This window comes from Nocardioides xinjiangensis (assembly GCF_017916455.1).
Lineage (GTDB): Bacteria > Actinomycetota > Actinomycetes > Propionibacteriales > Nocardioidaceae > Nocardioides > Nocardioides xinjiangensis.
Genome location: NZ_JAFMSY010000001.1, coordinates 277,468 through 296,463, shown reverse-complemented (window position 1 = coordinate 296,463; position 18,996 = coordinate 277,468). Strand labels below are relative to the sequence as shown.

Sequence of the window (18,996 nt, the reverse complement as noted above, 5' to 3'; positions counted from 1 at the left end):
ACTAGGGTTGCCGACATGGCCCAGCCCTCCGCCAGCGACCGCCGCCAGTCCGTCCGCACCGGCGTGGCCTGGGAGGGCGTGCACCGGCTGCTCGAGTCCGGCGGTCCGGTGGACCGGCAGGCGCGCATCGTCGACGTCGGCGGCGGCACCGGCGGCTTCGCCGTGCCGCTGGCCGAGCTCGGCCACACCGTCCAGGTCATCGACCCCAGCCCCGACGCGCTGGCCTCCCTCGGCCGGCGCGCCCGCGAGCGCGGCGTCGCCGACCGGATCATCGGCCAGCAGGGCGACCTCTCCGACCTGCCGAGGCTGGTCGAGCAGGCCGACCTCGTGCTGTGCCACGGGGTTCTCGAGATGGTCGAGGATCCCGCGGCCTCCGTCGCGGCGATCGCCGACGTGCTGCGTCCCGGCGGGCACCTCAGCCTGCTCGTGGCCCAGCGGCACGCGGCCGTCGTCGCACGCGCGATGGCCGGTCACTTCCAGGCTGCCCGCGAGCTGCTCGACGGCGACCCGGTGCCGGCACCCGCGAGCCGGGGCGGTGGTCACCGGTTCACGCACGACGAGGTCGTCCACCTCCTCACCGGAGCCGGTCTCGAGCCGGTGTCCGTCCAGGCGGTGCGGGTGTTCGCCGACCTCGTGCCCGGCAGCCTGCTCGACCTGGAGCCGGGCGCGACCGCGGCCCTCGTCGAGCTCGAGCGGGCCGTCGCCACGCGCCCGGAGTACCTCCCCCTCGCTGCGCAGCTGCACGTCCTCGCGCGCCGCTGACCGGTCGGGCGTCGCCGGCCGCGGGAGAGGCGCTCCGCGATGACCGACGCCCGGGTCCTGACGCCGATCCTCCACGTCGACATGGACGCCTTCTACGCCTCGGTGGGGTTGCGGGAGCGTCCGGACCTCGTCGACCAGCCGGTGGTCGTCGGCGGCAGCGGGCGAGGGGTGATGCTGGCCGCCAACTACGTCGCGCGCCGCTACGGGGTGCGTTCCGCCCTCCCGATGACCCGCGCCCGCCGGCTGTGCCCCCACGTCGTGGTGCTCGAGCCCGACTACGCCACCTTCTCCAGCGTCTCGGCCTCGGTGATGGAGACCTTCCGCGAGGTGACGCCGGTGGTCGAGGCGGTCTCGCTGGACGAGGCGTTCCTCGACGTCCGGGGATCCACGCGTCGGCTCGGCTCGCCGCGCGACATCGCCGAGCGGCTGCGCTCGACCATCCACGACGAGCAGGGCATCACCTGCTCGGTCGGTGCGGCGGCGTCGGTGTCGGTGGCCAAGGTGGCGAGCCGGCGCGCGAAGCCCGACGGCGTGGTCGTCGTGCCGCCGGCCGAGGTGAGCTCGTTCCTGCACCCGCTCGACGTCGGTGAACTCTACGGCGTGGGGGAGAAGACGCAGGCCCTGCTCCACCGCTTCGGCCTGACGACCGTCGGCGACGTCGCCCACACCCCGCTGCGCACCCTGCAGCGTGCTGTGGGCGACCACCTCGGCCGCCACCTGCACGACCTGGCCTGGGGCACCGACCGCGGCGAGCTGGCACCGACGGCCGGGCCGCACGAGCCGGAGCGGTCGATGGGCGCGGACGAGACCTTCGCGCGCGACACCGACGACCGCGACGTGATCGTGCGCGAGCTGCTGCGCCTGTCGGCACGGGTCGCCGGACGGATGCGCGCGGCCGGCGTGTCCGGCCGGACGGTGACGCTCAAGGTGAGGTTCGCCGACTTCACCACGATCACGCGCTCGCGGACGCTGCCCGAGGCCACCGACGTCACGGTCGAGGTCCATCGCGCGGTGACGCGGCTCTACGACGCGCTCGGGCTGCAGCGAGCCCGGTTGCGGCTGGTCGGCGTCCGCGTCGAGCGCCTGGTGCCGCGCAGCACCGTGCAGCGTCAGCTCGTGCTCGGTGAGCCCGAGCGGGGCTGGGCCGAGGCGGACCGGGCCGTGGACCGGGCGACCCGACGGTTCGGCGCCGCTGCGGTCCGCCCGGGCAGCCTCGTCTGAGCGTCGGCCGAGCCGGACCCCTGCGTGGGGGTGGAAATTTCGGGCGACGCCTACCGTAGGGGCAGGAGCGTGCCTAGACTTGACGCAGAGGTAAGGAGGAAATCGTGGAGCTCTCCGAGGAAGAACTGCGACTGCTCGAGCAGATGGAGCGCGCCCTCGTCGAGGAGGACCCGAAGCTCGCCTCCACGCTCCGCGGCACCTCCTTCCAGCGCGCCGCCCGCCGGCGGATGATCATGGGTGGCAGCATCCTCCTCGCCGGCATCGGCCTGCTCGTCGTGGCCGTGCTGCTCGACCTCAGCGCCGTCCTCCAGACCGTGGTCGGCGTCCTCGGGTTCGTGGTGATGCTCGGCGGCGCGATCCTGGCGCTCACGTCTGCGCGCAGCCCCGGTCACTCCGCCCCGAAGGTGCGCGCCTCCGGCCGCACCGGCTTCGGCGTGGTCGACGGCGGTCGCCCGCACCGCCCCAGCCGCCAGCGCTCCGGCGCTCCCTTCATGGAGCGCATGGAGGAGCGGTGGCGTCGCCGCCGCGAGCGCGGCTTCTGACCTGACGGCCGGCGCCTTCGTCCGCTCGCAGCGGCGTGGCGTCCGATCGCGACCGGGCGCGACGTGGTCGTGCGACGTCACAGCCAAGCCGGTCGACGTCGACCGTCGACGTCCACCGGTCGAAGCCGGGCCGGACGATCGCCGCGGATAGGCCGGCGCGCGGTGGTCGTCCACGACCGGTCGCCGTGGCGGCGCCGGGGATCCCCCCGGCGCGAGCGGGCCGGCTCGGTCAGCCGACGAGCTCGTCGACGGTCCGGCTGGTCTCGCGGTCCGGCGTCGCCGTCGGGGCGTGGCCGGCGCGGGAGCGCCGGCGCCGGGACGGGCGCCGACCGACGACCGACGCCGGCCACCACCTGGCGCGGCGCTCCTCACGAGGGGTGGCCCCGGCGGCCAGCGCCTCCTCGACCCGCGCGAGGTCGGGGACGAAGCGGTCGGCGGTGAAGGTCTCCGGGTCACGGGCGTAGCGGCTGCGCTCGAGCGCCACGACGAGCCGGTCGAGTGCCTGGGCCGCCTCGGGCGCCTGCTCGCGACCGCGTCGTGGCCGGTCCGGCCGGGACCGGTCGTGCAGGGGCGCCGCGAGCAGCCGCCCGAGCCAGTCACCGGCACGCCTGGGCGAGCGGCCGGTGGGCAACGCGTGCCCGAGGTCCCGGGCCACGTCCCGCAGCTCGGTCCAGACGTCCTCGATGTCGCCGGCGAGGCGGCGCTGCCGGCGTGCGCGACGCACGAGTCGGGGTGTCAGCAGCAGCAACGCCAGCGCGCCGAGCCCGAGGACGCCGGCGACGATGGGGCCCCAGGGGATCGACGAGGCGTCCTCCTCGGCGGAGGCGGCCTCCGCGTCCGCCGACTCGCCGCGCTCGGGCAGGGGATCGGCCGAGCGGCTCGCGCTCGGGGCGGGCGCCTCGGGGACCGCCTCGAACTCGGCCTCGGTGTAGTCGGGCGGCTGCGTGCCCCGCGACTGCGGGGTGGGCTCGAACCGCACCCAGCCGGAGCCCGGGAAGTACAGCTCGGGCCACGCGTGGAGGTCGTGGGAGGAGAACTCCCACGAGCCGTTGGTGGCCCGCTCCGGCTCGAGGAACCCGACCGCGACGCGGCTCGGGATCCCGATGACCCGCGCCATGATCGCCATCGACGCCGCGAACTGCTCGCAGTAGCCGACCCGGTCGTCGAGGAACGCCAGCAGGTCGGCGCTGCCGTCGCCTGCCGACGGCACGGCCCCGTCGTCGTAGCGGAAGCCGCCGTCCTCGCGGAACCACCGCTGCAGCACCTGCGCCTTCTGGAAGCGCGTGGGTGCGTCGGCCGTCACGCTGGCCGCCGTCCGGCGGATCTCGTTGTTGAGCGAGGACGGCACCTCGGTGAAGATGCCCGCCACGGATCCGGCGCCCGACACGGCCGCGTCCATCGACTCCGCGTCGTACTCCAGCTGCACGCCGGTGTAGTCGTAGGTGAGGTCGGCGGTGGTGACGTCGTCCTCGGCGGCGATGACGTCGCGGGTGTCGACGTCGTAGCGCCAGTCGGAGCCGGCGACGACGCGCGTGGTCTGCGGGGCCGTGGGCAGCCAGGCGGACGCGAAGTCCGGGCCGACGCGCACGTCGTACTTCGACTCGCGGCGCGGGACCTCGAGGCCCACCCCGTCGAGCGAGGGGAGGGCTCCGGTGGCGGTCTGCGTCTCCGGGATCTCGCGGTCGCCGGGCGTCCACTCCGAGCCGCTGAAGCGCGCGAGGACCGAGATGCGGAGGTACGACGGCTTGGGCCCCGACGAGGTGACCCACAGCAGCGGGATGTCCTCACCGCGACGCAGGTCGCGTCGGAGGTCCACCATCGGGTCCTGCACCTCGACCTCGCGGGTGCCGGGGCCGTTGCCCTCGAAGACGCTCATGCTCATCGTCGGCACCGCTGCCGGGACCACGACCGCGAGGGCGATGGCCCCCGCGCCGAGGGCGAGGGCGGTGTTGCCGATCGCGCCGGTGCGGACCGAGAAGGAGCCCCGGTCGCCGTCGGGGGAGCGGCCCCAGCTCGTGAGCTGGTCGTTGTGCTGCAGGAAGACCAGGGCCAGGAAGAAGCCGGCGATGACGATGAAGAGCAGCCACGACACCCCGTTGCCGGTCACGGCGACCGGCAGGGTGTACGCCGCCAGCAGCACGAGGCCGGCCACGGGCGCGCGGCGCAGGGTGCACGCGATGACGTCGACGAGGACGACCACGAGCGTGCCGCCGATCAGCAGCAGCGGGTGGACCGGCGGGACGCCGAGCTGGACCGGCGCCGCGTAGCTGCGCGAGGTCGCCAGCGCGTCGTCGAGGGCGGCGAGGAAGGCGTCGACGTTGTCCGGCGTCGGCACCGGTGTGCCCGTCGTGGCGCCGAGGACCAGCAGGCCGCCCAGCACCAGCTGGGCGGCGACGATGCCGACGGCCGGCAGGCGGCTGCGGCGCCCCAGGGCGCCGGCGACCGCGACGACGGCACCGATGAGCAGCAGCGGGACCGCCACCCGGCCGAAGGCCTCGGTGAGGACGCCCCACGAGAGCACGGTGGTCCACGCCGCCAGCAGGGCGGTGGCGGCCAGGCCCAGCTGGTGGGTGAGCGAGCCCCAGGACGGCTGTCCCGCGGCCCTCATCGTGCCGCTCCCGCCGACGCGGTGGCGCGGCTCTGCATCAGGCCGAGCTCCTGCCACGCGGTGTCGAGCCGATCGCGCGGCCCGAGGGTGACCGAGCGCCACCCGGTCGCGGTCAACCGCGGCGCCGCACCGGGACCGGGCTGCGCCGGCAGGTGCGGCGCCCACGCGTCGACCTCCAGAGCGATCGCCAAGCTGGAGGACGCGTGGTGCTGCAGCCGGCGCAGGAACGGCAGGTCGCCCTCGCCGAGGGCGCCGAAGACGCCGATCGTGAGGCCGCCGTGGCCGGGCTCGGCGAGCCACTGGGTGTCCGGGGTGGGGGAGTGGTCGAGCTGCACGACCGCCAGCGCCTCCAGCAGCGGGATGGTGCTGGCCTCGGCGGTGTGGGAGTGCCACTCAGTCTCGCGGGAGTCGCCGGAGGCGGTGACCAGTCGCACCGTGTAGCCGTGGTGGGAGAGGTGGATCGCGATCGATGCGGCGGCGGAGACCGCGCCCTCCAGCGAGCTCGCCGCCCCCTGCCCGCGGTGCGCCATGGCGCGGTTGTCGAGGAACACGGTGGCGCGGGACTGCCACGGCTGCTCCTCGCGACGCACCATCAGCTCGCCGACGCGTGCCGAGCTGCGCCAGTGGACCCGTCGCAGGTCGTCGCCGCGGCGGTACTCGCGCACCGTGACGTCCTCCGCGCTGCCGGTCGCGAACGCGCGGGGCCGGTTGTCGCCCGAGCCGGTCCACGCCCCGCCCAGCGGGATGCTCGGCAGCGGGATGGTGCGCGGTGTCACCGTGAGCCGCGAGGTCGCGTGGAACGTACGGCCGAGCTCGACGAGGCCGAAGGGATCGGTGACCCGCACCGACATGGGCCCGATGTCGAACTGCCCGCGCAGCTCCGAGCGCACCTGGTAGGTGGCGTGCCGGCGCCAGCCGTGACCGAGGCCCTCGAGCACGAAGCGCGGCCGCGTGCCGAGGACGTAGGGGAGCCGCTCCTCGAGCAGCAGCACGCCGGTCCGCGTGCGCGACTCGTTGGAGATGACGAGCTCGACGGTGGCGGGCTGGCCGGCGACGACGAGCTGGGGCGACACCGTGCGGGTGAGCGCCAGGCGGTATCGCGAGCGTCCGACCCACCAGGCGGTCAGGAGCGGGAGCGCGGCGACCAGCACGCCGATGCGCACGACCGAGGAGTGGCCGACCACGATCGCGGCGACCACCGTGGTGATCCCGGCAGCCAGGAACGCCCGTCCACGGACGGTCAGCGCGGCGAGGGACTCACGCACGACTGGCGTCGGGGACGGGCACCGACTCCACGATCCCGGACAGGATCGCGGCGGTGGTGCGCCCGCTCATCGTCGCCTCGACATTGGGCAGCAGCCGGTGCGCGAGGACCGGCGAGGTGATGCCGTGGATGTCGTCGGGGAGGACGTAGTCGCGGCCCTGGGTCGCGGCGACGGCCTTGGCGGCCCGCACCAGGTGCAGCGTCGCCCGGGGCGACGCACCGAGGTGCAGGTCGTGGCTGGTGCGGGTGGCGGTGGTCAGGGCGACGGCGTAGCGCTGCACGGCCGGCGAGACGTGCACCCGACCGACGATCTCGATGACCTTGCGGATCTCCCCGGCGTCCGTGACCGGCTCCAGGTCCTCGAGCGGGTTGTGGGAGGTGTGCCCCTCGAGCATCGCGATCTCCGCCGCCTCGACGGGGTAGCCGACCGACACGCGCGCCATGAAGCGGTCGCGCTGCGCCTCCGGGAGGGCGTAGGTGCCCTCCATCTCGATCGGGTTCTGCGTCGCGATCACCATGAACGGCTTCTCGAGCTGGTAGGTCGCGTTGTCGACGGTGACCTGGCGCTCCTCCATGCACTCCAGCAGCGCCGACTGCGTCTTGGGCGAGGCACGGTTGATCTCGTCGCCCACCACGATGTTGGCGAACACGCCGCCGGGTCGGAACTCGAACTCGCGGGTGTCCTGGTTGAACACCGAGACGCCGGTGACGTCGGAGGGGAGCAGGTCCGGCGTGAACTGGATGCGCCGGACCGAGGAGTCGATGCTGCGCGCCAGCGCCTTGCTCAGCTGGGTCTTGCCGACGCCGGGGACGTCCTCGATGAGCAGGTGTCCCTCGGCGAGCAGGACGACCAGGGCGGCGTTGACGACGTCGGGCTTGCCGGCGATCACGCGCTCGATGTTGTGGCGGACCGCACCGGTGACCCGGTGCACGGTGTCCAGGTCGGGCGCCTGCCCGGAAAGCCCAGTCGTCACGTCGTCGTCCCCTCGCGCCTCTCGTCCCCGCTGGCACCACCGTATGTGGTCCGCGCAACATACCCGCCGCTCACGACGTGGGAGCCGGTTCGGCACGGACGTCACCAGGTCGGGGCGTACGGCGGTCCTGGCACCCGCGCACCCACGTCCCCCACTTCGCACCACCACCGGGCGTCGCAGCCCCCACCGGCGCTCCACCGGCGGCCTCCTGAGCGTGGCTCGCCACCCGTCCGGGCGTCCCGGCACCCGCGGCCACCGCCGCCGGCACCGCGGGAAAACGGTGAATTCGTGCGGGAAACACGCTCGATCTGGTTGACGGTGGAGTGAAGTGGAGTAGTGTGGGGCGAAGTGGGGGACAGGGTCGATCTTCCCGCCGAGCAAGGGGGTGCCGGATGTTCTTCGGCACCTACACGCCCAAGCTCGACGAGAAGGGCCGGCTCTTCCTCCCGGCGAAGTTCAGGGACGAGCTGACGGAGGGCCTCGTGGTGACCAGGGGACAGGAGCGCTGCCTCACTGTCTGGTCGCTGGAGGACTTCGGGAGGCTCACCGACCGGCTCCGCGAGGCGCCGGTCACGCAGAAGAACACCCGTGACTACGTCCGCATGCTGTTCGCCGCCGCCAGCCAGGAGGTGCCGGACAAGCAGGGGCGCATCAACATCCCGGCACCGCTGCGGGAGTACGCCTCGCTCCGCAAGGAGTGCGTCGTCATCGGGTCGATGAACCGGATCGAGATCTGGGACCCGACCGCGTGGGCGACCTACTCCGAGGAGCAGGAGCAGAAGTTCTCCGAGCTCAGCGACGAGGTCTTCCCCGGCATCTGACCAGCAGCACCCACAACAGCACAGCTGACATCGCGACCCGCAGCACGAGGTCTCGAGCCCGCTCTCCGCGTGGTCATCTGGGGCACTTCCCCGGCACCAGAGGGCCTTCCCCTTCGCAGGGGAGCGGGCAGGGACCTGGTGCGGCGGCTCACCCCGTGCCACACGACGGGGGGTGTCAGCCGCACCGCCAACCAGCCAGCAGCACCAGCACAGTGGGGTCGAGACCATGAGCACCACCCAGCCGGTACGCGCGGCGGCGACACCGTCGCCGCGGGTGCGCGACCAGGCGCGCGAGGCGGCTGCCCTCATCGCGTTCTCCGCAGCCACGGCCTGCGGCCTGGCCCTCGCGCTGCTGCTGCTGACGCGCCTCGGCTCCCAGGGCTGAGACATGGCCACTCCCAGCCACGCCCCGGTGCTCCTCGACCGGGTCGTCGCCCTGCTGGCGCCTGCCCTCCAAGCCCCCGGATCGGTCTACGTCGACTGCACCCTCGGCCTCGGCGGCCACAGCGAGGCGGTCCTCGAGCGGCTCCCGGAGGCGCGGGTCGTCGGCATCGACCGCGACCCCACCGCGCTGCGGATGTCCACCGAGCGGCTGGCCCGCCATGGCGACCGGTTCACCGCGGTCCACGCCGTCTACGACGAGCTCCCCGACGTGCTTGCCTCGCTCGGCCTCGACCACGCCGACGCCGTCTTCTTCGACCTCGGGGTGTCGTCGATGCAGCTCGACGTGCGCGAGCGCGGCTTCGCGTACGCGGAGGACGCGCCGCTCGACATGCGCATGGACCCCACGACCGGTCAGACCGCCGCGGACCTGCTCAACACCGCGAGCGCCTCGGAGCTCACCCGCATCCTGCGCGAGTACGGCGAGGAGAAGTTCGCGAGCCGCATCGCGCGGGAGGTCGTGCGGCGCCGCGAGACGGCGCCGTTCCGCACGAGCGCCGACCTCGTCGAGCTGCTCTACGCGACGATCCCCGCACCCGCGCGGCGTACGGGCGGCCACCCCGCCAAGCGCACGTTCCAGGCGCTGCGGATAGCCGTGAACGACGAGCTCGCGGTCCTGCGTCGCGCCATCCCCGCCTCGATCGCCGCCATCGGCGTCGGCGGGCGCGTCGTGGTGGAGTCGTACCACTCGCTCGAGGACCGACTCGTCAAGCGCGCCTTCGCCGAGGCCACCCGCCTCGACGTGCCGCCGGACCTTCCGTTCGTGCCCGAGGGCGCCGAGCCCGCGCTGCGGCTGGTGACGCGCGGTGCGGAGCAGGCCGACGAGCACGAGGTCGCCGAGAACCCCCGCGCCGCGTCGGTCCGGCTGCGCGCCGTCGAGCGCGTGCGCCCCGCCCCGCCCCCGTCCCGCCCCTCTTCCCCAGGAGCCGTTCGATGAGCAGTCCCGCCCTGCAGCCCCGCACCCGCGTCACCCGCATCGCCCAGGAGGCCGTCGACCGGGCGCGCCTCACGGTCGTTCCCCGCGTGCGCACGCGCGCGCCGCGGGTGCCGTTCGTGACGCTGGTCAGCGTGGTGCTCCTCGGCGGCATCGTCGGGCTGCTGCTCTTCAACACCTCCATGCAGCAGGCGTCCTTCGCCGCGTCGGCGCTGGAGGCCGAGGCCGACACCCTGGCCGCCCGGGAGCAGACGCTGCGCATGGAGCTCGACGAGCTCCGCGACCCGCAGCGTGTCGCGACGCAGGCGCAGCAGATGGGCATGGTCATCCCGGCCGCCCCGGTCTTCCTCGACCTCGAGACCGGCCGGACGACCGGCGTCCGCACGCCGGCCACCCGGGAGCAGGCCATCAACCTGATGCCGCCCGCACCGATCAAGCCGGCCAACCTCGCGCCGGCCCCGATCCTCGTCGAGGTCCCCGCCACCACGGACCCCGCGACCACGGACCCCGCCACCACGGACCCGTCCGCCACTGCTGAGCAGCCGGCCGCGCGCCAGCGGGGCAAGAACCGCAACCGCTGACGGCGCGGACGCGCGGATCCGCGCCGCAGCCGCCCTAGATTGTCGAGCAGGTCGTCCCGCCCCGGGGCCGACCGGGGAGGAAGACCAGTGCCGAGCACCCGCACCACGCGCGGCGCCTCGCGAGGCGCACCCATGGTGCGCCTGCGCGTGGGGTTCCTCCTGATCGCGATGGTCCTCTCGTTCTTCTGCGCCCGGCTGGTGCAGCTGCAGGGCGTCGACCCCGGGTCGTACGCCGTCCGCGCGGCCGCCGAGGGCGCCGTACGGGTGCCGCTCGTGGCCGAGCGCGGCGACATCCTGGACCGCAACGGCGTGCCGTTGGCCGACTCCATCAAGGGCAAGATGGTCATCGCCGACCCGGCCCTCACCGCCGACGAGGCGCCCGAGCTGGCCCGGCTGCTGTCCGAGCGGCTCTCCATCGACTACTTCCGCACCCTCACCGCCCTGCGCGGGCGCAAGGAGGGAAGCCGCTACGAGTACGTCGCGCGCCGGGTGCCGAGCACCCTGGCCACCGACACCCTCGCCGAGCTCGACGACGCGGGGTTCGAGGGCATCTCCCTCCAGGACGACCCGATCCGCGACTACCCGGCCGGCGACGTGGCCGCCAACCTGCTCGGCTACATGGGCACCGACGAGCCCCTCGGCGGCTTCGAGCGCACCTTCGACGAGCAGCTCGCCGGCGTCGACGGCGAGGCCACCTGGCAGTCCAACTCCGGCAAGGGCGTCCGCATCCCGCTCCGGGAGAGCACCCTGCGGGCCGCGCGCAACGGCGCGGCCCTGCGCACCACGCTCGACCGCGACCTCCAGTGGTTCACCCAGCGGGTGCTCGCGCAGGCCGTCCAGCAGTACCGCGCCGAGAGCGGTGCCGCCGTCGTCATGGACACCCGCACCGGCGAGATCCTGGCGCTCGCCGACGTGCCGACCTTCGACGCCAACGAGCCGACCGACGCCGACGAGGACGACCTGGGCTCGCGCGCGCTCAACGACACCTACGAGCCGGGATCGGTGCAGAAGGTGCTGACGGCCGCGTCGCTGATCGACGCCGGCAAGGCGTTCCCCCGCCAGCGGTTCAAGGTGCCGCCGAACCTCGCTCGGCAGGACCGCGTCATCGGTGACTGGTTCGACCACGGCACCATCCGGCTGACCCTCGCCGGCATCATCGCCAAGTCCTCCAACATCGGCACCGTGCTCGCGGCCGACGCGTTCTCGCCGGTGCAGCTCGTGGAGTACCTCCAGCGGTTCGGGCTGGGCCGCACCACCGACATCGGCGTCCGCGGGGAGACCCCGGGCATCCTCACCCCGGGCGAGGCGATGACGTCGCAGACCAAGGACCGCGTCGCCTTCGGCCAGTCGCTGTCGGTCAACGTCGTGCAGATGGCCGCCGCCGTCAACACCATCGCCAACGGCGGCGTGCGGGTCTCGCCCAGCGTGATCGCCGGCAGCGCGGTGACCGACGACGGGACCACCGTCGGCACCGACGTCGCCACCCGCACGCGGGTGGTCAGCAGGCAGGCTGCCCGGGCCACCGCCAGGATGATGGAGAAGGTCGTCGACCCCGAGGACGGCGTCGCCCCCGGCGCGCAGGTGCCCGGCTACCTCGTCGCGGGCAAGACCGGCACCGCACAGCGGGTGGCCCCGGACGGCATCGGCTACGACGGCAGCACCACCGTCTCGTTCGGCGGCTTTGCGCCCGCCGACGACGCCCGGTTCACCGTCTACGTCGTGGTCCACGCCCCCCGCGTCGACGGCGGCGGCGGCTCGATCGCCGGTCCGGTGTTCTCCCGGATCATGGGCTACGTCCTCGGCCGCTACGGCGTCGAGCCCACCGACGGACCACCGTCGCGCCTGCCCGTCGAGTGGTGAGTCGATACGCTCGGTCGGTGGACCAGTCAGCGGACCCGTCGCGCCAGGACCCGGCAGCGACCAGGCCCCGGACCGTCCACCCGACCTCCGCAGCAGCCCTGGCCGACTGGCTCGGCCGTCCCGGGGCCGACGCCGCCCCGACCGTCGGCGTGACCCGGCACGGCGACCTGGACGTCGCGGTCACCGGCATCTCGCTGAGCACCGCGCGGGTGCGGCCCGGGGACCTGTACGCCGCCCTCCCGGGCACGCGGGCCCACGGCGCCGACCACGCCGCCCGGGCGCTCGCCGCAGGCGCCGTGGCCGTGCTCACCGACCCGGCGGGGCTCGACCGGCTGCCGTCCGGGACACCGGCGATCGTCGTCCCGGAGCCCCGCCGCGTCCTGGGCCGGCTCGCCGCCCACGTCTACGGCGATCCCGCCGCCGACCTGCGCGTCATCGGAGTCACCGGCACCCAGGGCAAGACCACCACCACCCGCGTCCTGGAGCAGGGCCTCACCGCGTCGGGCGTGACCTCGGCGGTGATCGGCACGGTCGGCACGCGGATCGCGGGCGAGGACGTGAGGACGCAGCTCACCACCCCCGAGGCGCCCGACCTCCACGGCCTGTTCGCCGTGATGCGCGAGCGGGGGGTGGACACCTGCGCCATGGAGGTCTCCAGCCACGCGCTCGTGCTCGGCCGCGTCGACGGCGTCGTCTTCGACGTCGCCACCTTCCTCAACCTCGGCCGCGACCACCTCGACTTCCACGCCGACCTCGACGACTACTTCGCCGCCAAGGCCAGCCTCTTCACCCCCCAGCGCGCCGCCCGGGGACTGACCAACGTGGACGACGAGTTCGGCTGTCGCCTGCTCGACGTCGCCACCGTCCCGATGTCGACCTACTCCTCCCGGGGTGCCGACGCCGACTGGCGCGCCGTGGACGTCGACCTCACCGCGGCCGGGGCCACCTTCACGGTCGTGGGGCCGGGGGTCGAGCTCGGCGCCTCCGTGGGCATCCCGGGGGAGTTCAACGTCTCCAACGCCCTGGCCGCGATCGCGTCCGCAGCGCTCGCCGGCCTCGACCCGCGGGTCGTCGCCCAGGGCATCGCCCGCGTCGGCGGGGTGCCCGGGCGGCTCGAGCAGGTCGCAGCCGGTCAGGACCACACCCTCGTCGTGGACTACGCCCACAAGCCCGATGCCCTCGAGGCCGTGCTGGCCACCCTCCGGCCCCTGACCGACGGCCAGGTCGTGGTCGTCGTCGGCGCCGGCGGGGACCGCGACACCACCAAGCGCCCGGTGATGGGCGAGATCGCCGCCCGGCTCGCCGACGTCGTCATCGTCACCGACGACAACCCGCGCACCGAGGACCCCGCCGCCATCCGTGCGGCCGTGCTGGCAGGGACCCGGGGCGGCTCGGCGGAGGTACTCGAGGTGGGCGACCGGCGGCTGGCGATCCGGGAGGCCGTACGCCGGGCGCGCCCCGGCGACGTCGTGCTGGTGGCCGGCAAGGGGCACGAGTCCGGGCAGGAGGTCGACGGGGTGGTGCACCCCTTCGACGACCGCCGGGTCGCCGCCGAGGAGGTCCGCGCCGTGCGTGCCGAGCGCGAGAGCGGAGGTGGCGCGTGATCGAGATGTCCCTGGCGGAGATCGCCGACGTCGTGGGCGGGACGGCGCACGGCGATGCCGTCGTCACGGGAGGAGCCTTCCTCGACACCCGCACCCCCGAGCCCGGCGGGCTCTTCGTCGCGATCGCGGGGCAGCGGGCCGACGGGCACGAGTTCGCGCGCGCGGCCGCCGAGGCCGGCGCGGTCGCCGCGCTCGGCAGCCGCCCGACCGTCCTGCCCACCGTCGTCGTCGACGACGTCACGGCCGCGCTCGGCGTGCTGGCCCGGCACGTCGTCGACCGGCTGCCCGAGGTCACGGTGCTGGCGATGACCGGCTCCCAGGGCAAGACGGGCACCAAGGACTACCTCGCGCACCTGCTCGCCGAGGCGGGGCCGACGGTCGCCACCCGCGGCAACTTCAACAACGAGCTCGGGGTGCCGCTCACCGTCCTGCGCGCCACGCCTGAGACGCGCTACCTCGTCGTCGAGATGGGCGCCCGTGGAGTCGGGCACATCGCGGAGCTGTGCGCGATCGCGCCGCCGCGCGTGGCCGCGGTCCTCAACGTCGGCACCGCCCACATCGGCGAGTTCGGCAGCCGGGAGGCGATCGCGGCGGCCAAGGGGGAGATCGTGGAGGCGCTCCCGCCCGACGGCACCGCCGTCCTCAACGCCGACGACGAGCTCGTGGCCGCGATGGCCCAGCGCACCGTCGCAGCCGTCACCACGTTCGGCAGCGGCCCACCCGGTGGCCCACCGCCCGACGTCGCGGTCAGCGAGATCACCTCCGACGAGCTCGGCCGGCAGTCCTTCGAGCTCGCGCACCGCGGCTCCCACGCCACCGTCCACCTCGCGCAGGTCGGCACGCACCAGTGGCGCAACGCCGCAGCGGCCGCCGCGATGGCGCTGGCGGCGGGTCTGGACCTCGACACCGTCGCCGACTCCCTCGCCGACGCGGTCCCGGCCAGCAGGTGGCGGATGGAGGTGGGCGAGCGCGCCGACGGCCTCGTCGTCGTCAACGACGCCTACAACGCCAACCCCGAGTCGATGCGCGCCGCGCTGGAGACGCTGGCCGGCATCGGCGCCCGCAGCGGCCGCCGCACGGTCGCCGTCCTGGGCCAGATGCTCGAGCTGGGCGCCGGGGCCCGGGACGCCCACCGGGGCGTCGGCGCCCACGCCGCCGAGTCGGGCGTCGACGTGCTGGTCACCGTCGGGCCCGAGGCGGACGGCATCGCCGAGGGGTTCGAGCGCGCCGGCCGCGGCGGAGTGAGCATCCCCACGGCGGGGCGTGACGCGGCGGCGGAGTGGCTGCGGCACAATGTCTCGGCTGCTGATGTCGTCCTCGTGAAGGCATCGCGGGGAGCGGCTCTGGAACTGATCGCCGAGGACCTCCTCGTGTCCGAGGAGGAAGGGAGCACCACATGAGAGCCATCCTGTTCGGAGGAGGACTCTCCCTGCTGATCTCGCTGCTCGGCACGCGCTACGCCATCCGGTTCTTCACCCGGCAGGGCTTCGGCCAGCCGATCCGCGACGACGGCCCGACGACGCACCACACCAAGCGCGGCACGCCGACGATGGGCGGCGCCGTGATCGTGCTGGCGAGCGTGGTGGGCTACCTCGCCGCGAAGCTCATCACCGGCCAGGCGCCGAGCGCCTCGGCGCTCCTGCTCCTGTTCCTGCTGGTGGGGCTCGGTGCGGTCGGCTTCCTCGACGACTTCCTCAAGGTCAGCCGGCAGCACAACCTCGGCCTGCGCAGCCGCGCGAAGATGATCGGGCAGACGCTGGTCGCCGTGGTGTTCGGCTTCCTCGCGCTCTCGCCGGTGCTGGAGGACGATCGGGGCTGGCGTCCGGCCTCCGACCACATCTCCTTCATCCGCGACTACGAGGGCTTCTCGCTGCCCACGGTCCTGGCGATCCTGCTGGTCTGGCTGATCGTGACCGGCACGAGCAACGCGGTGAACCTCGCCGACGGCCTCGACGGCCTCGCCACCGGCGCGTCGATCCTCATCTTCGCCGCCTACACGCTGGTCAACATCTGGCAGAACAGCCAGTCGTGCGCGCTCCAGGCCGGGCCCAAGTGCTACGAGGTGCGCGACCCGCTCGACCTCGCCGTGGTGGCGGCGGCCATCACCGGTGCCTGCTTCGGGTTCCTCTGGTGGAACGCCTCGCCCGCGCAGATCATCATGGGCGACACCGGCTCGCTCGCCCTCGGCGGCGCGATGGCCGGCTTCGCCATCATGACCCGCACCGAGCTGCTGCTGCTGATCATCGGCGGCCTGTTCGTCGTCATCACGCTGTCGGTGATCATCCAGGTCTCGGTCTTCAAGGCCAGCCGGGCCAGCGGGCTGTTCCGCAGCGTCTTCCGGGTCCAGCCCGGCCACCGCGTCTTCCGGATGACGCCGCTGCACCACCACTTCGAGATGCTCGGCTGGGAGCAGGTCACCATCGTGATCCGGTTCTGGATCGTGACCGGCCTCGCGGTGGCCACCGGCATCGGCATCTTCTACGCCGAGTGGGTCGCGGGCATCGGATGAGGCACGACGTGGAGTCGCTCGGCCGCACCAGCGACTGGTCCGGCGTACGCGTCGTGGTCGCCGGCTTCGGGGTCTCCGGCTTCGCCGCCGCGGACAACCTGCTCTTCCTCGGCGCCCAGGTCACCGCGCTCGACGACGCGACGACCGAGGAGAAGGCCGAGAAGGCGCGCCTCCTCGAGACGCTCGGCGCCACGGTGCGCCTCGAGCCGGGCGCCACCGCCGTGCTGCCCGACGACGTCGACCTGGTCGTCACCTCGCCGGGCTGGCGGCCCAGCGCACCGCTGCTCGCCCAGGCCGTCGCGCGCGAGGTGCCCGTGTGGGGCGAGGTGGAGCTCGCCTGGCGGCTGCGCGACCCCGAGCGCCCCGCACCCTGGCTGGCGGTCACCGGCACCAACGGCAAGACCACGACCGTGCAGATGCTGGAGTCCATCCTCACCGCGGCCGGCCTCCGCGCCGCCGCCGTCGGCAACGTCGGCCTGCCGATCGTCGAGGCCGTGATGGACCCCGAGCCCTACGACGTGCTGGCCGTGGAGCTCTCGAGCTTCCAGCTGCACTACACCTACTCCATGTCCGCGGAGTCGGCCGTCGTGCTCAACGTGGCCGAGGACCACCTCGACTGGTACGACGACGACCCGGCGGGCGGCGACGACACCCGCACCGGGATGCAGCGGTACGCCGCCGACAAGGCGCGCATCTACGAGCGCGTGCAGCGGGCGTGCGTCTACAACCTCGCCGACCCCGCGACCGAGGAGATGGTGCGCGGGGCCGAGGTCGTCGAGGGCGCGCGGGCGATCGGCTTCACCCTCGGCACTCCCGCCTCGGGCGACGTCGGGGTGGTCGAGGACATCCTGGTCGACCGGGCCTTCATCGAGGAGCGCGCCACCAGCGCGGCGGAGCTGTGCACGCTCGCCGACCTCGCCTCGCCCGCTCCGCACGTCGTCGCCAACGCCCTCGCCGCGGCCGCGCTGGCTCGCGCGCACGGCGTCAGCCAGCAGGCGGTGCGCGACGGGCTGCGGGCGTTCCGGCCCGGCAGCCACCGGATCGCCCACGTCGCCGAGGCGGGCGGCGTCACCTGGATCGACGACTCCAAGGCCACCAACCCCCACGCCGCGCAGTCCTCGCTGGCGGCGTACGAGCACGTGGTGTGGGTGGCCGGCGGGCTGGCGAAGGGGGCCCGCTTCGACGACCTCGTGCTCGCGGTGCGCGACCGCCTGCGCGGCGTCGTGCTGCTCGGGCGGGACCGGCAGGTCGTCGCGGACGCTCTTTCGCGACACGCGCCCGATGTGCCGGTCATCGATGTGGGCGTTGACGAGACTGGGGACCCGATGGAGCGCGTGGTCGACGCCGCCGCCGGGCTCGCCAGGTCCGGTGACACCGTCCTGCTGGCGCCGGGCTGCGCCTCCATGGACATGTTCACCAGCTACGGCGCGCGCGGCGACGCGTTCGCCGCCGCCGTGCACCGCAGGATCGCCGGCACCGACTGAACCACTGGACGAGGGGAGCGCGACCGATGACCACCGCGAACCCCGAGGACGTCGCCGTGCAGGGCCATTCCGGCGTCCACCCCGGCCTCCACCCCGACGTGTCCGCGACGACCGCGGACCCCGAGGCCCGCGCACCGCTCGGCTCGGGCCTGCCCGCCGCGTGGCGCTCGGCGCGCGAGCGCGTCGCCTCCGCAGGGCGGCGCACCCGCGAGGCGATCGACACGCCGCTGACGTCCTACTACCTGCTGCTCGGCGCCTCCGCGCTGCTGCTCACCATCGGCCTCATCATGGTCCTCAGCGCGTCCAGCGTCCGGTCCTACCTCACCTACGACGACTCCTACGCCGTGGTGAAGCGGCAGCTGATGTGGGTCGCGATCGGCCTGCCGTGCGCCTGGGTGGCCTCGCGGATCCCGGTCAGGCACGTCCGCCGTCTGGCGTACCCCGGATTCCTGCTCGCGCTGGTGCTGCTCGCCCTGGTGGCGCGCTTCGGCGTGCTGATCAACGGCAACAAGAACTGGCTCGCCATCGGTCCGTTCACGATGCAGCCGGCCGAGGTCGCCAAGCTGGCCATCGTGCTCTGGGCCGCGAACATCTACGCCCACAAGGAGCGCCGCCTGCGCGAGCTGCACCACCTGCTCGTCCCGGTGGTCCCCGGCCTGTTCGCCGTCATCGCCCTGGTGCTCGTCGGTCGTGACCTCGGCACCGCGATGGTGCTCGCCGCCATCCTGCTCGGGATGCTGTGGGTCGTCGGCGCGCCGCTGCGGCTCTTCGGCCTCAGCCTCTCGGTGCTCGGCGTCGCCGCGGTGGCGCTGGCCGCCACCGACCCCGAGCGCCTCGAGCGCATCACCCACTTCACCGACCCGTTCAAGGACTACACCGACGCCGGCTGGCAGCCGGCGCACGGCCTCTACGCCCTGTCGAGCGGGGGCTGGTTCGGCCAGGGCATCAGCGCCTCGACCCAGAAGTGGGGCGACCTGCCCGAGGCCCACACCGACTTCATCTTCGCCGTGCTCGGCGAGGAGCTGGGCCTGGCCGGCACCCTCCTGGTGATCGTGCTGTTCTTCACCATCGCCTACGCCGCGATCCGGGTCGCGCTGACCACCCAGGACCCGTTCGTCCGCTACGCCACGTTCGGCATCGTCGTGTGGCTGCTCGGCCAGATGATCATCAACGTCGGCATGGTGCTCGCGGTGCTGCCCGTGATCGGCATCCCGCTGCCGATCGTCTCCTACGGCGGCTCCGCGCTGCTGCCCTCGCTGGTCGCCCTCGGCCTGCTGATCGGCTTCGCGCGCCGCGAGCCGGAGGCCGCTGCGGCGCTGGCGGCACGCCGTCGCGACCGCTCCGCGGGCCTCGCCGCTGCCGCGTCCTACCACCGCTCTCGATAGATTCAC

16 protein-coding genes are annotated in these 18,996 nt (G+C 73.9%); 13 read left to right on the top strand and 3 right to left on the bottom strand.

The window, feature by feature from the left end:
• The first annotated feature begins 15 nt into the window (after window positions 1-15).
• The 3 genes from J3P38_RS01430 (at window position 16) to J3P38_RS01420 (ending at window position 2,525) form a co-directional block, all read left to right on the top strand.
• Window positions 16-762, top strand: coding sequence for a methyltransferase domain-containing protein (locus J3P38_RS01430; RefSeq protein ID WP_210438076.1), 747 nt, complete (start codon window positions 16-18; stop codon window positions 760-762).
• A 39-nt stretch (window positions 763-801) separates the two neighbouring features.
• Complete coding sequence (dinB, locus tag J3P38_RS01425) at window positions 802-1,983, top strand: DNA polymerase IV (RefSeq protein ID WP_210502467.1); 1,182 nt, start codon at window positions 802-804, stop codon at window positions 1,981-1,983.
• A gap of 104 nt (window positions 1,984-2,087) precedes the next feature.
• Window positions 2,088-2,525 (top strand): DUF3040 domain-containing protein, encoded by a 438-nt coding sequence (locus J3P38_RS01420; RefSeq protein ID WP_210502466.1) that lies wholly within the window; start codon window positions 2,088-2,090, stop codon window positions 2,523-2,525.
• Window positions 2,526-2,754: 229 nt separating this feature from the next.
• Here J3P38_RS01420 and J3P38_RS01415 read toward each other — a convergent pair whose 3' ends face one another.
• From J3P38_RS01415 to J3P38_RS01405, 3 genes are read right to left on the bottom strand one after another with little or no spacing between them, the layout of a single operon-like run.
• Window positions 2,755-5,133 (bottom strand): transglutaminase family protein, encoded by a 2,379-nt coding sequence (locus tag J3P38_RS01415; RefSeq protein WP_210502465.1) that lies wholly within the window; start codon window positions 5,131-5,133, stop codon window positions 2,755-2,757.
• Window positions 5,130-6,398 (bottom strand): DUF58 domain-containing protein, encoded by a 1,269-nt coding sequence (locus tag J3P38_RS01410; RefSeq protein ID WP_210438063.1) that lies wholly within the window; start codon window positions 6,396-6,398, stop codon window positions 5,130-5,132. Before J3P38_RS01410 ends, J3P38_RS01415 begins: the two co-directional genes overlap by 4 nt.
• Window positions 6,391-7,371, bottom strand: a complete 981-nt coding sequence (locus J3P38_RS01405; RefSeq protein ID WP_210438055.1) for an AAA family ATPase — start codon at window positions 7,369-7,371, stop codon at window positions 6,391-6,393. The genes J3P38_RS01410 and J3P38_RS01405 overlap by 8 nt, the downstream gene beginning before the upstream one ends.
• A 392-nt stretch (window positions 7,372-7,763) precedes the next feature.
• On the opposite strand from J3P38_RS01405, the gene mraZ reads away from it, so the two are divergent.
• The 10 genes from mraZ to ftsW all read left to right on the top strand — a co-directional run bounded on the left by mraZ (window position 7,764) and on the right by ftsW (window position 18,990).
• A complete protein-coding gene (mraZ, locus tag J3P38_RS01400) occupies window positions 7,764-8,192 on the top strand; it encodes a division/cell wall cluster transcriptional repressor MraZ (RefSeq protein ID WP_056607086.1) in 429 nt (142 codons plus the stop codon).
• A 226-nt stretch (window positions 8,193-8,418) separates the two neighbouring features.
• Window positions 8,419-8,577: a hypothetical protein gene (locus J3P38_RS01395; RefSeq protein ID WP_210438053.1), complete on the top strand. Its 159-nt coding sequence runs from the start codon at window positions 8,419-8,421 to the stop codon at window positions 8,575-8,577.
• A gap of 3 nt (window positions 8,578-8,580) precedes the next feature.
• Window positions 8,581-9,570, top strand: coding sequence for a 16S rRNA (cytosine(1402)-N(4))-methyltransferase RsmH (gene rsmH / locus J3P38_RS01390; protein WP_210502464.1), 990 nt, complete (start codon window positions 8,581-8,583; stop codon window positions 9,568-9,570).
• Window positions 9,567-10,148 (top strand): hypothetical protein, encoded by a 582-nt coding sequence (locus J3P38_RS01385; protein WP_210438049.1) that lies wholly within the window; start codon window positions 9,567-9,569, stop codon window positions 10,146-10,148. The genes rsmH and J3P38_RS01385 overlap by 4 nt, the downstream gene beginning before the upstream one ends.
• A gap of 132 nt (window positions 10,149-10,280) precedes the next feature.
• Window positions 10,281-12,008, top strand: coding sequence for a peptidoglycan D,D-transpeptidase FtsI family protein (locus J3P38_RS01380; protein WP_210438047.1), 1,728 nt, complete (start codon window positions 10,281-10,283; stop codon window positions 12,006-12,008).
• 17 nt (window positions 12,009-12,025) lie between these two features.
• A complete protein-coding gene (locus J3P38_RS01375) occupies window positions 12,026-13,612 on the top strand; it encodes a UDP-N-acetylmuramoyl-L-alanyl-D-glutamate--2,6-diaminopimelate ligase (protein ID WP_374222608.1) in 1,587 nt (528 codons plus the stop codon).
• Window positions 13,613-13,617: 5 nt separating this feature from the next.
• Window positions 13,618-15,012, top strand: a complete 1,395-nt coding sequence (locus J3P38_RS01370; protein WP_246855704.1) for a UDP-N-acetylmuramoyl-tripeptide--D-alanyl-D-alanine ligase — start codon at window positions 13,618-13,620, stop codon at window positions 15,010-15,012.
• A complete protein-coding gene (mraY, locus tag J3P38_RS01365; RefSeq protein WP_210438043.1) occupies window positions 15,009-16,121 on the top strand; it encodes a phospho-N-acetylmuramoyl-pentapeptide-transferase in 1,113 nt (370 codons plus the stop codon). The genes J3P38_RS01370 and mraY overlap by 4 nt, the downstream gene beginning before the upstream one ends.
• Complete coding sequence (gene murD, locus J3P38_RS01360; RefSeq protein ID WP_210502462.1) at window positions 16,118-17,605, top strand: UDP-N-acetylmuramoyl-L-alanine--D-glutamate ligase; 1,488 nt, start codon at window positions 16,118-16,120, stop codon at window positions 17,603-17,605. The genes mraY and murD overlap by 4 nt, the downstream gene beginning before the upstream one ends.
• Window positions 17,606-17,631: 26 nt before the next feature.
• On the top strand, window positions 17,632-18,990 hold the full coding sequence (gene ftsW / locus J3P38_RS01355) for a putative lipid II flippase FtsW (RefSeq protein ID WP_210502461.1): 1,359 nt from the start codon (window positions 17,632-17,634) through the stop codon (window positions 18,988-18,990).
• Window positions 18,991-18,996: the final 6 nt, after the last annotated feature.